The organism is Comamonas trifloxystrobinivorans (assembly GCF_043359985.1).
GTDB classification, from domain to species: domain Bacteria; phylum Pseudomonadota; class Gammaproteobacteria; order Burkholderiales; family Burkholderiaceae_C; genus Comamonas; species Comamonas trifloxystrobinivorans.
Window position 1 is genome coordinate 155,077 of record NZ_JBHZGV010000013.1, and the last position, 13,618, is coordinate 168,694.

General features: G+C 65.7%; 15 protein-coding genes. 3 read left to right on the plus strand and 12 right to left on the minus strand.

Annotation, left to right across the window (positions count from 1 at the left end; translation table 11 throughout):
- Positions 1-270: 270 nt before the first annotated feature.
- From ACFIQF_RS17285 to ACFIQF_RS17300, 4 genes are all read right to left on the minus strand, one after another.
- On the minus strand, positions 271-1,128 hold the full coding sequence (locus tag ACFIQF_RS17285) for a replication initiator protein A (RefSeq protein WP_393944740.1): 858 nt from the start codon (positions 1,126-1,128) through the stop codon (positions 271-273).
- A 26-nt stretch (positions 1,129-1,154) separates the two neighbouring features.
- Complete coding sequence (locus ACFIQF_RS17290; protein WP_393944742.1) at positions 1,155-1,436, minus strand: helix-turn-helix transcriptional regulator; 282 nt, start codon at positions 1,434-1,436, stop codon at positions 1,155-1,157.
- Positions 1,437-1,519: 83 nt separating this feature from the next.
- Positions 1,520-2,293, minus strand: coding sequence for a DUF2285 domain-containing protein (locus tag ACFIQF_RS17295; RefSeq protein WP_393944870.1), 774 nt, complete (start codon positions 2,291-2,293; stop codon positions 1,520-1,522).
- 343 nt (positions 2,294-2,636) lie between these two features.
- Positions 2,637-2,984 (minus strand): DUF2958 domain-containing protein, encoded by a 348-nt coding sequence (locus ACFIQF_RS17300; RefSeq protein ID WP_393944744.1) that lies wholly within the window; start codon positions 2,982-2,984, stop codon positions 2,637-2,639.
- A gap of 215 nt (positions 2,985-3,199) precedes the next feature.
- Here ACFIQF_RS17300 and ACFIQF_RS17305 point away from each other — a divergent pair, with 215 nt between their 5' ends.
- The 3 genes from ACFIQF_RS17305 to chrA all read left to right on the plus strand — a co-directional run bounded on the left by ACFIQF_RS17305 (position 3,200) and on the right by chrA (position 5,295).
- Positions 3,200-3,496 carry a helix-turn-helix domain-containing protein gene (locus ACFIQF_RS17305; RefSeq protein ID WP_393944746.1) on the plus strand — a complete coding sequence of 99 codons (297 nt, stop codon included), beginning with the start codon at positions 3,200-3,202 and terminating at the stop codon, positions 3,494-3,496.
- 243 nt (positions 3,497-3,739) lie between these two features.
- Positions 3,740-4,069 carry a PadR family transcriptional regulator gene (locus ACFIQF_RS17310; RefSeq protein WP_431193946.1) on the plus strand — a complete coding sequence of 110 codons (330 nt, stop codon included), beginning with the start codon at positions 3,740-3,742 and terminating at the stop codon, positions 4,067-4,069.
- On the plus strand, positions 4,066-5,295 hold the full coding sequence (chrA, locus tag ACFIQF_RS17315; RefSeq protein WP_393944747.1) for a chromate efflux transporter: 1,230 nt from the start codon (positions 4,066-4,068) through the stop codon (positions 5,293-5,295). Before ACFIQF_RS17310 ends, chrA begins: the two co-directional genes overlap by 4 nt.
- A 44-nt stretch (positions 5,296-5,339) precedes the next feature.
- Here chrA and ACFIQF_RS17320 read toward each other — a convergent pair whose 3' ends face one another.
- From ACFIQF_RS17320 to radC, 8 genes are all read right to left on the minus strand, one after another.
- On the minus strand, positions 5,340-6,296 hold the full coding sequence (locus ACFIQF_RS17320; RefSeq protein WP_393944749.1) for an IS110 family transposase: 957 nt from the start codon (positions 6,294-6,296) through the stop codon (positions 5,340-5,342).
- Positions 6,297-6,722: 426 nt separating this feature from the next.
- The gene (locus tag ACFIQF_RS17325) at positions 6,723-7,037 is read right to left on the minus strand and encodes a DUF736 domain-containing protein (protein WP_393944750.1); all 315 of its coding nucleotides are present in this window, start codon (positions 7,035-7,037) and stop codon (positions 6,723-6,725) included.
- An 856-nt stretch (positions 7,038-7,893) separates the two neighbouring features.
- The gene (locus tag ACFIQF_RS17330) at positions 7,894-8,100 is read right to left on the minus strand and encodes a hypothetical protein (protein WP_024087539.1); all 207 of its coding nucleotides are present in this window, start codon (positions 8,098-8,100) and stop codon (positions 7,894-7,896) included.
- A 62-nt stretch (positions 8,101-8,162) separates the two neighbouring features.
- Positions 8,163-10,223 (minus strand): ParB/RepB/Spo0J family partition protein, encoded by a 2,061-nt coding sequence (locus ACFIQF_RS17335; RefSeq protein WP_393944752.1) that lies wholly within the window; start codon positions 10,221-10,223, stop codon positions 8,163-8,165.
- 65 nt (positions 10,224-10,288) lie between these two features.
- Positions 10,289-11,116 carry a DUF932 domain-containing protein gene (locus ACFIQF_RS17340; protein WP_393944754.1) on the minus strand — a complete coding sequence of 276 codons (828 nt, stop codon included), beginning with the start codon at positions 11,114-11,116 and terminating at the stop codon, positions 10,289-10,291.
- Between the two features lie 505 nt (positions 11,117-11,621).
- Entirely contained in the window at positions 11,622-12,092 is a 471-nt protein-coding gene (locus ACFIQF_RS17345; RefSeq protein WP_393944756.1) for an SRPBCC family protein, read from the minus strand.
- 102 nt (positions 12,093-12,194) lie between these two features.
- Positions 12,195-12,545 (minus strand): DUF2958 domain-containing protein, encoded by a 351-nt coding sequence (locus ACFIQF_RS17350; RefSeq protein ID WP_393944757.1) that lies wholly within the window; start codon positions 12,543-12,545, stop codon positions 12,195-12,197.
- Positions 12,546-12,828: 283 nt separating this feature from the next.
- Positions 12,829-13,338 carry a RadC family protein gene (gene radC, locus ACFIQF_RS17355; protein WP_393944759.1) on the minus strand — a complete coding sequence of 170 codons (510 nt, stop codon included), beginning with the start codon at positions 13,336-13,338 and terminating at the stop codon, positions 12,829-12,831.
- Positions 13,339-13,618 lie beyond the last annotated feature (280 nt).

The window sequence follows — 13,618 nt, forward strand, 5'->3', positions numbered from 1 at the left end:
AGCAGCGCGACGATCATGGCCTGGCCCTCCGTGTTGGAAAGCCCGGCTGTTGCCGCTGCGCTGGTGGCTGCACGGCGGTTGTCCACCGTGGCGCGGCGCTTCTACTAACCGTTAGAGAATTTAAGTTAGGGAAGTTAAGGGAGGCCGAAACCCGCGCCGCCATTGGCTTTGCGGCCGATCCGTACTCCTGATAGCACGATAGTCGTACTCCCGATAGCACGATACCCCGTACTCCTGATAGCACGAGCCCGTCCACCGCTTTTCCCGCAGTTATCCCCGTGCCGTGAACGGCACGGGCCGGAAGGTCAGCAGCTCGACCCCATCGCCCGGCATCCGCTCGATGCCCAGGACGTAGCTGGGCAGCGACTGCCGCGCAACCAATGCGCGCAGGTCGTAGGCGAAGTCCGAAAAGCGCGTGGCGCTGCCCGATTTCCGATACAGGTGCCGAAAATCGAACTGCCAGCCGTGTTGCTGCCTCCCGCCATGCTTGCGCACCAGCCGGTACAGCCAGCGCTCGATGCCGCCCGTGAGCCGGAAATACGCCGGGTCGATGGTCAGCACCAGGGCCGCATCGAGTACGCCCGCGTAGAACCAGTCCGGCAGGATCAGCTCCAGCCCCAAGGGCGTGCCCTTGGCATCGGCCAGCTCTTTCCACTCGTTGATCCACGAAAACCGATGCAGGCGCCGCCCGGTCGTCTCGCGAATGGACGTGGCCACCGTGGTCGATTGCAGGCGATCCAGGGCTGCTTTGAGACGCTGGTAGTCGCGCAGCGACGTACCGCGGCCGATGAAGCGCAGGATCTCGTAGGGCGTGGCCTGCATCAGCCGCGACGGGCGTAAGCCTGCGTCGCGCGCCTCCACGATCTGCGAAGCAGCCCAGATCAGCACGTCTGCGTCCCAGATCGTGGCGATGCCGTGCTCGGCCGTTCCCTCCACGCGGATCGTGACGTTGCTGGCCCGGAAGTCGATCGGCGCCGTGCGCCGCGACTTCGCCAGCGAGAAGAACGGAAAGGCCATCAAGTCCTGGCTGTCGCGCGGAGCCATGTCGCCCGGCAAGGCGCGGAACAGGTCGAGCTGTTCGCGTTCTTGCGAGGGTCGCTGCCGGGACGGCAGCGCAGGGTTGGACATGGCGATGGCCTGGCGCGTGCCAGCGATCAGCGCGCACGACTGTCCGCCGCGTGCTGTTCGGCGTACTCAGGATCGGAGGTCGTCTCGAAGCTGCGATCCGCAGCCCAGGCATCGAGGTCGGCCACGGCGTACATGACGCGCCGGCCGAACTTGCGAAAGCGCGGGCCGCCGCCGATCACGCGCTGCTTTTCCAGCGTGCGCGGCGACAGGCGCAGGTACTCGGCGGCTTCGTCGTTGGTGAGGTAACGCTGCGGTTGCGCGGCAGCGGTCGGGACAGTGGCGGCAGGCCGCAAGGGTGCAGGACGCATGGGGTGAACCTCCATCGCTTTCAAAGCTCCGGCCACACAGCGCAACCGGATGGAGGCAGTCTCAGAAAACGAAGCTCCGCTGCTCAGGGACGTTTTGCATCCCCATCAAAACGTCCCTTCTCAAGCGGCGGCAGTTGTGCTAGCCGGCGATAGCCGCCGCGCATCAACGCATTGCCCCGGCGCACGAGGCGGCGCACGCGAGCGCGCAAGTCGCCGTCGGCGTGCCAGTCGGCCGCCACGGCGTCAGCGCCGAATAGTCCTTCGGCCACGTCGCGCAAGGACGCGCCCGCGAGGGTCGCGTCGAGCGCTTGCAGGGTGTGCAGCTCCAGCATCGCGGCCGGTGTGGGCCGGGGCCTGGCGGTGGCCAACGTCGCGCTGCGCGCAGGCGCGGCAGCGCCGCCGCCACTTCCGCGATTGGCATAGGCGATCGCCATGCCGTCCTCCAGGCCGGGCGCCAGCGCGAAGCGCGCGCAATGGCCGGGGCTGCGCGCGATCAGCGTCAGCCCTTTGCCGTCGTGCAGCAGTTGTTTGTGACCGGGGATGTGCCAGAACTCGAAAGCCGCTGCCTCGGGCGGCGGATCGGCATCGGGATGGAGTTGCACCACGGCATCGTGGCCGGGTAGCCAGGCCGGATGCGCGTCGCGCGCATCCAGGGCCGGGTCTTCCAGCAGACGCAAGCCCCAGCGAAGCGCCGCCTGTTGCGCCGCTTGCGGCCGGCGCTGGTGGCGCAGCCAGTCGAGCCGGTAGTCGGGATGGCGGCGCAGGTACTCCCAGGCCAGTGCGAGCGTGTCCAGGCACAGGATGTAGAGGTACGCGGCGGTCGGATACCAATGCGCAAGATGGTGCGGATTGCCCATGATTGCCAAGCTCCCGTCGAACAGCAGGAACGTCGTCACGGGCGTTCAAGAACGGAGCTACCGCGTCCACATCAAAACATCATCCGAACCTGTTTAAGCTGTAACATCAAGTGTCAAGACCGATTGGCTCCGGGGTATTGCGCAATGCGTCCGAATACGACGGCCGCGCAGTCCAAAAACGTCACGCGGCACAAATCAAGGTGCCGCAACCCGCGCCAAAGATCGTGGCCGTTTTCGTCTCAAACGCCCTATTTCGGTGCAAGAGTGCGAATTGAGACCGGGCAAATCCGAATTCCGACGGAAATAGTCTCAATACGCCCGGCTGCGCCGGAACGCGATTGGCTTAATCGACAATGCCGCCGTTCTCCTGGGCCAGCCGGACATATTCCGACAGGGGCCGCGCCGCCTGGAAATACCGATCCCGCATCACGGGCTGCTGGCGCGGCCCGACGATGGATGCCAGGTCAGACAGCTTCACGGTGCCCAACTCGGGCATCCCCAGGCCCAGGTCGATCAGGCCGTAGGCCGTATCGCCGTCGGCCGGGTCGAGCGAAGCGATCAGCCAGGTGAGGTGTGCGTCCGGGGTAAACAGGCGCACCACGGGCAGCGGGTCGCCGGCCTGACCGTCGGCACGGGCTTGGCCGTGGGCCAGCAGGCGCTGGCGCTCGTCCTCGGTGATGAGTGGCTTCATGGCGGTCTATTCCCAATTCACAAATCCGCCCAAGCGTGAAAGCGCAAAGCCGCATCGGCGGATTTGGGAAAAAGCACGATTGTGATTCCGTGGCTTTGCGCTTCTGTAGCAAGCCGCAAATGCGGATTTCCGTAAAAACGCAAAACAGTGAGATTTCAATGAAAGAGTTAAATATAACGTGGTTTTAATTGTGCTGCGACTTGACGCTTCTGTCTATGCAGAAGCGCCCCATTCAGCGCGGCCGACCGGCCGGCGCCACCACCTACGATGCCGAGTTGGCGCAAGCCTTCGGCGCGGCGGTGCGTGCGTTGCGGACGGAACGCGGCATCGCGCAAGAATCGCTGGCACACCTGGCTGGCATCGAGCGCTCGCACATGGGCAAGGTCGAGCGCGGCGAGCACATGCCCACGCTGGCGATCATCTTCAAGATCGCCGGCGCGCTCGAATGCAGCACGGCCGTGCTGATGAGCGAGGCTGAAAGCCAGCTCGCAGCAGCGGCCCAGCAGCCGTAGGCGCTGGCCGGGTCGATCCGGCGCCGCCGGTTCGGCGGTATCGAGGGGCGCCAAGCTGTGCGCGGCGGGGATAGCCCGCAGGGGCTTTCCCCCGGAGGCAAGCGAAGCGCGCAGCGCCGCAGGCGCGAAGGCGTGAGCAACTGTCTTGAAAGTCAAGCGGCCTAAGGCGCCCGACCAAGCTTGCCTACTCCTCATAGAGACTTTGCCTCGTGATGTTATCGAATTTCGTTATCGTTATTCGATATGAAAGACAAGCCAACACCCCGCGCCATGGAGCACCACGACCTGCTGTCGGGGCTGATCCGCCTGCATGTGCTGCACCACGCGGCCGAGCAGGAGATCTATGGGCAATGGATGATCGACGAGCTGGCCCACCACGGCTACCGCCTCTCACCAGGAACGCTGTACCCGATGCTGCACAAGATGGAGCGCGACGGCTACCTCGTCTCCCGCCAGGAGCGTGAAGGGCGCACCGTGCGCAAGCTCTACACGATCACGCCCAAAGGTAAGGAAGGCCTGGCGCTGGCCAAGGAACGCATCCGGGAGTTCACCGGGGAGGCGATGCACAAATGACCGATTCCACCAACACCTTGCAGCATGAGGCCGCAGCCGCGCGCGGCTCACCCGTCGAAGTCTTCGGCGCCTTCCTCAAGCTGGGGCTGACCTCCTTCGGCGGCCCGATCGCGCACTTGGGCTACTTCCGCTCGGAGTTCGTCGAACGCCGCCGCTGGCTGGATGACCGCAGCTATTCCGATCTGGTCGCCCTGTGCCAGTTCCTGCCGGGGCCGGCCAGCAGCCAGGTGGGCATGGCGCTGGGGCTGGGCCGTGCGGGCTGGTTGGGGCTGCTGGCGGCCTGGGCAGGATTCACCTTGCCGTCGGCCATTGCGCTGATCCTGTTCGCCTTCGGCATCGCGGAGTACCAGGGGCTGGCCCAGTCCGGCTGGGTGCATGGGCTCAAGGTGGTGGCCGTGGCCATCGTGGCGCAAGCTGTCTGGGGCATGGCCAAGTCGCTGTGCCCGGATCGGCCACGCGCCGCCCTGGCCATTCTGGCGGCGCTGCTGACCATGATCCTGCCCTCGGCTGCAGGCCAGCTTGCCGCCATCGCGGTGGCGGGATTGCTGGGCTGGTGGAGATTGCAGATCGCGCAACCCGGTGGTGGCCAGGCCCACAGCTATCCTGTCTCGCGCAAACTGGGCGTCGTGGCGCTACTGCTGTTCGCCGCGCCGCTCGTCGGGCTGCCCCTGTGGGCTGCGGCCACAGGCTCGTCCACGATCACGCTGCTGGAAGGCGTGTACCGCTCCGGCGCACTGGTCTTCGGCGGCGGGCACGTCGTGCTACCACTGCTGCAGGCCACCGTGGTGCCCAGCGGCGTGGTCAGCAATGCCGACTTCCTGGCCGGCTACGGCGCAGCGCAGGCCGTGCCGGGGCCATTGTTCACGTTCTCGGCCTATCTCGGCGCCATCGCTCAGGGGCCGCTGCATGGCTGGATCGGCGGTCTGGCACTGCTGGGCACCATCTTCCTGCCGGCCTTCTTTATGCTGGTCGGTGCGCTGCCGTTCTGGGAAGGACTGCGCCACCGCGCGGGCATCCAGACGGCGATGGCGGGCATCAACGCCGGCGTGGTCGGCATCCTGGTGTCCGCGCTATACGACCCGGTGTGGACCAGCGCCATCCACGGCAAGGCGGATTTCGGGCTGGCACTGCTCTCGTTCGGGCTGCTGACGGTGGGGCGGGTGCCGCCAGCGCTCGTGGTGCTGCTGGCTGGGCTGGCGGGCTGGGTCATGGCGATGGGCATCTAAAGCCCTGGCGCCAGGACACAGGGACACCGCCACCATCTAGAAAGTCATGCCGGCGCAAGCGGCTCATTCCATGGCTGCCCGGTTTTGACCATGGCTTTCATGATGACCAGCAACTTGCGCATGCAAGCCACGATGGCCACTTTCTTCGGCTTGCCAGCCGCGAGCAGGCGCTCATAGCACTGCCGTATCACGGCGTTAAAGCGCATGGCGACGATGGCGGCCATGTATAACGCACTCCTGACCGTGGCCCGTCCGCCGCAAATGATGCGTTTGCCGCGCGCCTGACCCGAGTCCCGGTTCATCGGTGCGACACCTACCAGCGCGCAGATCTGCTTGGCCTTGAGCTGGCCTAGCTCCGGCAGCTCGGAAATCAGTGTTGCAGCCGTTGCCGGACCAACGCCCTTGACGCTCTTGAGCAAGGTGGCCAGATTGGGTTGGTGCTGGGCCAGGTGCTCCGCAATCTTCCGATCCAGCGTCTCAAGCTGCGTCGAGAGCATATCCATCAGTTCCGCAATATCCTGCACCACCTCCGCGTGCGCCATGTGTTTGCGTTGGCGCTCGCTGACCAGCAAGCGCACCAACTGTCGACGCCGAAGTACCAACGCATGCAGATACTGCTGCGCTTGGTCTGGCATTGGCTTGATGAAGCGATCTCGATCAGGCCGCAGATTCAGCACTTGGGCCAATTCCGCCAGCATCCTGGCATCCACGCTGTCGGTCTTGACCAATCGCCCCATGGCCTTGGCGAAGTCCCGGGCCTGCCGGGGGTTGATGACAACGACTGCGAACCCCGCAGCCTGGAGAGCGCAAGCACAGGCCAGTTGGTACTGCCCGGTCGCTTCCATCACGATCAGCGAGACCTGATGGCTCTTCAGCACCTCGATCAACGCTTGATGCCCGGCACCATCGTTGCTGAATATTGCCGTGGACTGTTCGTGCCCAATGGCTACATCCATGGTCTTCTTGGAGATGTCGATTCCGACTGCGACTTGATTGGCCATGATCCCTGCGTCCCTTCCTTGCAAATGCGAACGGCGTTCACGCAACTGTTCGGGCTTTCAGAGATCGGGCGCGAGCATGCGCCCAGGACTCACGCACGGGCTCGATAGGCACCGAGGGATGACGGGCTACATGCTGCGGCCAACCCCGAACCCTGACAGGTCCGGGCGTGACGGCACTGCCGAACACGCATTTCAAAGATACAAGGGATTGGAGCCGGATGGCCGTGACGGCAAAGACGGCACGGGGCGTAGCCCGTAAAGCCCGGCGGCGCATCGCGCCGACACGCCATGCCCTGACAGAAGCCACAGACACAGCTCTCAGACAAGGGGACGTAGCCCGCTACGGGGCACTGCCTGCTGCTGCCGCGTTCGGGACGAACGAACAGCGCAGCGCCCCGCCGTGTGGCGGGGCGCTGCGGGCGGCGGTCACGCCGCCTGGGGCTTGCTGCGCGACCAGATCAGGTCGTGCGTGCCGTCTTCGCCTTCGATCAGGCGGGCGTAGACCGTAGCCGGGAACGAAGGATCGTCGAGGGTCACGGAGATGTACTCCCGCCCGGCCTCGCTGGTCTTCTTCCACGCCGCGCCGATGTCGTGACTGGCCGCCTGCAGGCGGAAGTCGGGGGCCTTCTCGTTGTCGCCCTTGTCGTTGGGCACCAGCTTGACCTTGACGTTGAGCGTCAGGGTGCGAAGCGTGCCGGTGAAGCCGTCTTTCTCTGCGGTGAAGCTGCCGATGTTGGCCATGATGATTTCTCCTTACGGTGGAACAAGGTTCGCGCCCATCGCGTCCTTGTTGTGATCCGGCCGGCGGGGGACGGGCTGGCTGCACCGCTTGCGGTCGAAACGCAGTGGAGAGCCGGGAGGCGAAAAAAATTTGTCCCGCGAGGAATGCGCCGAACGCAGTGACAAAGCAGGGGAAATTGTTTTCGCCGGACGGTTGCAGCCATGAAGCCCGAGGCGCAGCCGCGCCACCGCCAGGATTCACAACAACACAAGGACGCCTTGGGCCGAACCGCACCGCAAGGAGATAGGGCCGGCTCGGCATCCCCGCATGAAGGCTGCTCCGGCTCGCCCGCTGACGCGGGCCAAGTCAACCATCCAACGACAGGCAAGAAAGGCCCCACCGCACCTTGCGGCACCGGTCTTGAGGCGTGGCGCGGAAGCTCCATAGCGATGCTGGGCGGGTTGTCCGTGAACCGTCCTTCGTGGACGTGATGGGTACGAACCGCCAGCGTTGAGGACGGCACGCATTTGCACAACCTGCCGCAGCAAACTCCGGCGTGTTCGCCAGCGCCCCGTCCATCACGGCGGGGCGCTGGCTGGGCCGATCCGGCGTAGCCGGTTCGGCGGTATCGAGGGGCGCCAAGCCGTGCGTGGCGGGGATAGCCCGCAGGGGCTTTCCCCTGGAGGCAAGCGAAGCGCGCAGGTGTGGGCCGGGCGGATGCTCGGCCGCTTCAACGCCGCCGCCTGAGCCACCGCGAAGGCGGCGGCGTTCTGATTCGGCTGCTGGCCTTGAACACCGGGCGCGGCCACTGCCGCGCCCGGATTTTGCTGTTCACCGCGCCCAGGACGGAACGGCCTGGGCGCGGTGCTGATCGGGTTATTCCTTCGTCTCGATGAGCCACCACACGGCACGCGGCAAGGCGCGGCCCGTGATGGGGTGAATGTCGGTCAGGTCGGCGCGGGCTGACCAGCCCGAGGGCGGACGGTAGCCGCGCACGTCGCCTTCGCCGTGCCAGCGGCGGGCGCGTACCGTGCCGGGGGCATAGATCGCCGCCATGCGGGGGCGGCTGGTGGTGTAGGTCATGGGATGTTCTCCTTCCAGCAAAGCGCCCCGGTCGAGGCCGGGGCGCTTGCTGTCGGCGTGGGTCAAGCGGCCAGCGCCACGGCGGTTTCATCCGCCATTGCCTCGGCATCCTCCGGGGCGTCGTCTTGCTCCTGCGGTGCTGCCTGCGTGTCTTCGGCCTTGAAGATGGCGGGCATCCAGCCGGTGCCATCGACCAGCCGCTCGGCTTCGCTGGCAATGTCGGCCTTCTTCAACTTCGCCAGCCGGGTGACGGAATCCGGCGCGTACTCGCCCACGGCTTGCAAGATTGCGGCCTTGGGAACGTGCTTGAAGTAGCCTTCTGCGCTCGGCTGCCACCATGCGGCCATGTCGAGGCCCACGGCCTGCGCCAGTTCCTCGCCCGGCTGCTGCCGCGTGGTGCGGGGTGTCACCACGTCCACCGTGACGGCCACGCATACCGCCAGCAGCCGCACCAGTTCGTCTTGCGACTTCGCCAGCAGCGCGGCGAACAGTTCGGCGCTGTCCTGCGGCAAGGCTTCGCCCACCACCTGTTGCAACTCGCGCAGCGCCACGGCAGCAGGCGATTCCGGCCAGTCCGGGGCCATGCCTTCCAGCCGGTCTTGCACTTTCAGGCTCACGCCCAGCGGCAACGCATCATGGCGGGGGCCGTAGTGGCTGCCGTGCAAAACGGTCTGCACCATGCCATGCACCAGCGCGGCCAACGCCACTTGCGGATGCCGTGCCACTTCGATTTGCAGCGCGGCGGTGCGGTGGGCGCTCAACCGCTGCGCCAGCCGGTCGGACATGGCGGCGGTCTTGGGCTGCCCGTCGCCGTCTCCGTCCCCGCCTTCGTCGTCGTTCCCGGCATCCTCGCCGCTGAAACCCTGGCGCAGGCGTTCCAGCGTGCGCAGCGCCTTGGCCTCGGCCTCGCGCATCAACCCGCGATGAATCACGGCCTGCCCGTTGCGGTCGATGGTGACGATGGCACCGGCTGCGGCCTTCGCGGTCGGGCTGTAGTCCTGCAAGCCATCTTCCAGCGCCTGCAACTGCTCGCCCACGGCTTCGCCTTCCTCTTGCAGCGCGTCGGCCTTGTCCTCATCCTCGGCGTCCAGCGCATCATCGAGGGCTTCGCCAATGGCCTGCACCTTGGCTTGTAGCTTTTCGATGCGCTGCGCTTCGCGCTTGGTCGGTTCGCGCCGCTCCCTCGGCACACGCTGGAAGGCGTGCAGGTCGGCATGGGTCACGCCCGGCGTGGCATCCACCCATGCCCAGCCTTCGGTCTTCACCTCGGCGGCGATGCCCGCCAGCCGGTCTTGCGCCAGCCTGTCCAGCAGCGCGGCATCGGTCAGATACACGCCCGCGTCACCTTCCGCGAACAGGTCACGGCGCACGCCACCGCCTGCGGCTTCGTAGGTGTCCAGCCCGACGAAGCGCACCAGCGGATGCCGGTAGGCGTCGATTTCCCTTTCGGTGAGGCGGTCGCGCAACGCGGACGGCTGGCGCTGCCATGTCGGTGCCTCGTAGTACGCGGTTTCCTGCGCGGCGTGGTCGTCGGTGATGGCAAGGGCCATCAACTGATCGAGCGTGACGGCATCGGCGCGGTAGTCGGCCATGAGGCGCGGCGAGACATTCGCCAGCTTCAAGCGGCGTTGCACCACCAGCGGCGTAACGCTGAAATCCGCTGCAATGTCCTCGATGGGTCGGCCTTCGGCCACCAGCGCGGCGAATGCCTCAAACTGGTCTGCGGGGTGCATGGCTTCGCGCTGCACGTTCTCGGTGAGGCTGGCGGTTCGGGCCGTGCCATCGGCCACCAGCAGGCAAGGCACCTCCCAATCCTTGGCGATGCGGTGTTTCTTCGCCAGCAGCTTCAACGCGGCCAGCCTGCGGCCACCGGCCACGACTTCGTAATGCTCGCCATCGGCGGATGCAATCACGATCAGGTTTTGCAGCAGGCCCACGCGCTGAATGCTCGCGGCCAGTTCAGGGATGGACATGCGCGGGGTCTTGCGCACATTGCGGCCCGTAGGGCGCAACACCAGCCGCGACAGCGGCACAAGAATCAGGTTCTTGGTCGGGTCGGCGGCTTGCAGCACATTGGCGGCGGTGTGGACGGCGCGGGCTTCGGTTTGGGTAACGGCGTTCATGGTGGTTCTCCAATCAAGTGAAACAAGGAATGGAGGGGAAACCGCCCCTCCTGCGGAGGGACGGATCAGGCTTTCAACTGGCGCAGGCCATCGGCCAAGAGCCACAGGGCGCGATTGAGGCGAATGTCCGAATCAATGCCTTGCACGGGGCGGGTCTGCTGGCGGCGTCCGTTGGCGCTGCGGCCATGCAATCCGCCTTTGGTGAGGTTTTCCTGGGTGCGGTTGAACACGCTCCACAAATCGGGGCGGCGGTCTTCAAACCGGCGCGGCATCAGAATCTGGCTTTCGGTGATGGGCGCGGGCTTGTTCGGGTCGTCGTACTTGAGAGTCAGCGCGGCGCGGGCGAAGACTTCGGCCTCGCCTTCGTCCAGCGTGATGGCGCGCATGGCATCGCGGGAATCACGCACACGGTCAAAGCCGCGCAGCACCTCGAAAGCGCCTTCGATGACTTGGCCCGCTACGTCGCCTTTATGGGGCACGCGCACATCGGCCACGGTGTCGCCGCACACAAGGCCATTGCTGCACACGAATCTGAATTGCCCCGCCAACATCTGGTAACTGCTGGTGCCATCGTGCGAGTTCAGCAGAATGATTTCGTTGGCTTCCGCGCCGTTGATCTGGCTGGCATGGCGCAGGCGCAGCATGTGTTTCGTGTGCTCGCGCTTGCCTTCATCGCGCACGCAGGTTTGCGTCACCATGAAAGGCTGAAACCCTTCCTTGCGAAGTTCGGTCAACACCGCCGCCGTAGGGATATAGGCGTACCGATGGGAACGGCTTGCATGCGGGGCGTCCGCGAAGATGGACGGCGCTACACGGTGAATCTGGTCATCGGACAGCGGGTAGTCGCTGCGCAGCGCGGGGGAACGGGAAGCGAAACGGGAGGCGAGTTGCATGGTCTTTCTCCTGACAAAAAGAGGTTTGCTGTTCACCGCACACCGGATTCCTAGATTCGGAGCCCAGCCTTTCGGCTGTTCGGTGCGGTCGGCACGAGGAACCCGGTTGGCCCTGTTGCCACCGTCTTTCCTGAGTTCATCGCCCGCGACGGTCAGGAGCGCGCGGACGGGGGCCGTCAAGGAGAAAAGCGCAGGGTTGGTGCGGCCCGCAGGCGCAGCCGAGGACACGGCCCTGCGCGCCTTGATGGCACACGGGAGCGGGCTACAGTCGCGGACAAGGTGATGAAGTCAGGGAAGACGGCTGGACATGGCAACGGCCTTCCCCTTGCGCCGACCGCACGGCAAGCGAAGCGCGCAGGCCCGGATCTGGAAGCCGGGCCGGAGGCGTCAGCCGAGCGGAGCGAGGGAACGATGGAAGCCCGACAGGGGCGAAACCCCGCAGGGGGTTCGATGCGCAGCACGACAGCGCGACCGGCCATCTCCCAGGTGGCCGGGGACGCCCTTGCTACTGATGCGCTTCGACGAAGGCAGCGAGATTGGCAAGCGACGAATTCATGCCGATCTCATGGTCTGCGTGGGAAATGCCAGGCGGCACGTTCTCCGCAGTGACCGTGACGCTCGTACCACCCACGGCCGCCGCCAAAACCCAGCGCATCGTCATCGTTCCGGCGAACGCCGGATCAGGCGAATCGAACTCGAATGCCTGGACGATGCGTTGCTGCGGCACCAGCTCGACGAAGCGCCCGACCACCACATCCGTGTTGGCCGTTGACTTGCCGGGCGTAGCCGCAAAAGTCAGCGTCATTCGGAACAGCCCGCCAGCGCGCGGCTCAAAGACCTGGATCTCCATCGTCGCGCCCTGCGGTGCCAGCCACTGCACCACGGCTTCGCGCGTCACAAAGGCGTCGTAGATCGCCGAGGGCGGCGCCTTGATGAGTCTGGATGCCACATCGCGGCGTATCGTCGAATCGGTCATAGCTTTACTCCAACGGTCAGCACAAACATGACTTTAGGACATGCGGCCAAAACAGATGCCCGCCGCGGAAAAGGAGCGCCTTGCGGCGCTCCCAGGGCCAAGTCAGGTAACGACACGCCCGGCCAGCCGCGCATCGCGCGCATAGGCGCTCAACCGCTTCTCGCCACGGAACGACAGGTCGCGCTCGATCGGCAGGCCCAGCCCGCCGCGCACGCTCGCCAGCTCGTTCAAACTGACCCAGCCGAGTTCCGGCATCCCCATGCCCAGGTCACAAAGCCCGAAAGCGTGATCGTGGTCATCGGGATCAATCTCGGTCAGCAGCCAGGTCGCGCCGGCATCCGGCGTGAACAGCTTGACCACGGGCGCCGGATCGAAGTCCGGGCTCTCCAAGGATTCGCGGCCGTTGGCCAGCAGCACGATGCGTTGCTCGTCGGTGATGAGTGCGTTGTTCATGGTGAACTCCTGAAAGGTTGCCGGGCGGAATTGCCCAGCCCTTCCGGGGCACGGCGCAGCGCAAGCAGTCAGGGGTCGCAGACGGCCACCAGGACGCAAGCGCGCACAAGCGCGCGCCGCCCTTGACGGCGAGAACGCCGTGGCACGATGAAGGGAGCAGCAAGACCGCCTCCCTCACACCTCCACGCACCCCAACTTCCGGCAAGTGCGCAGCACGCGCAGGCCCGCGAGGGCCGGCGTTGCGCCACCGGGCGCAGCAAAAAGGGGGCCGAAGCCCCCTTGGTCAGATTAAGCCACGTTCGGCGAAGGACGTAGTGAGGCTGCCCGCCACGATGATGTGATCTAGCGTGCGAACGTCCACCAAGGCCAGGGCCTCCTTGAGCCGCTGGGTCAGCGTCCGATCAGCGGCGCTCGGTTCTGGACTGCCGCTGGGATGATTGTGCGAAATGATGACCGCCGCCGCGTTATGCCGAAGGGCCGCCTTGACAACTTCTCGCGGATGCACCTCGGCCGAGTCGATGGTGCCTTGGAACATCTCGGCATAGTCGATCAGGCGATGCCGCGTATCGAGAAACAGCACCGCGAACACCTCATGCTCGAAGCCGGCCAGTTTGGCGCGCAGGTACTCCTTGACTTCCGACGGTGAACCGAATGAGGCACCGCGCTGCATCTTGTGCTCGATGGCCTGGCGCGCGGCCTCCAGAATCTGGTCGGCCGTCGCCGGTAGGTAGTGACCTTGGGAGTCGCGCACCATCAGCGCGGCATCGAACGAGGAAAAGGACAGTTGCGACATGATCGTGCTCCGGTTGCTCGGGCGGAATTGCCCGGAACCGTGTTCAGCACGGCGCAGCGCAAGCAGTCAGGGGTCGCAGACGGCCGCCAGGACGCAAGCGCGCACAGCGCGCGCCGCCCTTGACGGCGAGAACGCCGTGATACGGTGAAGGGAACAGCAAGACCGCCTACACCCCGCCCACTGCACGGGGTCGGCATTTGGGGCAAGCGGAGCGCGCAGGCCCACAAGGGCCGGAGGCGTCAGGGGTCAAAGCCGGATGGCCGCGACTCGGAACGAGGCG

Excerpts from the sequence above, each read along its gene's own strand:
- ACFIQF_RS17285 (WP_393944740.1), bottom strand. The coding sequence starts at position 1,128 with ATGTCCAACCCTGCGCTGCCGTCCCGGCAGCGACCCTCGCAAGAACGC.
- ACFIQF_RS17290 (WP_393944742.1), bottom strand. The coding sequence starts at position 1,436 with ATGCGTCCTGCACCCTTGCGGCCTGCCGCCACTGTCCCGACCGCTGCC.
- ACFIQF_RS17295 (WP_393944870.1), bottom strand. The coding sequence starts at position 2,293 with ATGGGCAATCCGCACCATCTTGCGCATTGGTATCCGACCGCCGCGTAC.
- ACFIQF_RS17300 (WP_393944744.1), bottom strand. The coding sequence starts at position 2,984 with ATGAAGCCACTCATCACCGAGGACGAGCGCCAGCGCCTGCTGGCCCAC.
- ACFIQF_RS17305 (WP_393944746.1), top strand. The coding sequence starts at position 3,200 with ATGCAGAAGCGCCCCATTCAGCGCGGCCGACCGGCCGGCGCCACCACC.
- ACFIQF_RS17310 (WP_431193946.1), top strand. The coding sequence starts at position 3,740 with ATGAAAGACAAGCCAACACCCCGCGCCATGGAGCACCACGACCTGCTG.
- chrA (WP_393944747.1), top strand. The coding sequence starts at position 4,066 with ATGACCGATTCCACCAACACCTTGCAGCATGAGGCCGCAGCCGCGCGC.
- ACFIQF_RS17320 (WP_393944749.1), bottom strand. The coding sequence starts at position 6,296 with ATGGCCAATCAAGTCGCAGTCGGAATCGACATCTCCAAGAAGACCATG.
- ACFIQF_RS17325 (WP_393944750.1), bottom strand. The coding sequence starts at position 7,037 with ATGGCCAACATCGGCAGCTTCACCGCAGAGAAAGACGGCTTCACCGGC.
- ACFIQF_RS17330 (WP_024087539.1), bottom strand. The coding sequence starts at position 8,100 with ATGACCTACACCACCAGCCGCCCCCGCATGGCGGCGATCTATGCCCCC.
- ACFIQF_RS17335 (WP_393944752.1), bottom strand. The coding sequence starts at position 10,223 with ATGAACGCCGTTACCCAAACCGAAGCCCGCGCCGTCCACACCGCCGCC.
- ACFIQF_RS17340 (WP_393944754.1), bottom strand. The coding sequence starts at position 11,116 with ATGCAACTCGCCTCCCGTTTCGCTTCCCGTTCCCCCGCGCTGCGCAGC.
- ACFIQF_RS17345 (WP_393944756.1), bottom strand. The coding sequence starts at position 12,092 with ATGACCGATTCGACGATACGCCGCGATGTGGCATCCAGACTCATCAAG.
- ACFIQF_RS17350 (WP_393944757.1), bottom strand. The coding sequence starts at position 12,545 with ATGAACAACGCACTCATCACCGACGAGCAACGCATCGTGCTGCTGGCC.
- radC (WP_393944759.1), bottom strand. The coding sequence starts at position 13,338 with ATGTCGCAACTGTCCTTTTCCTCGTTCGATGCCGCGCTGATGGTGCGC.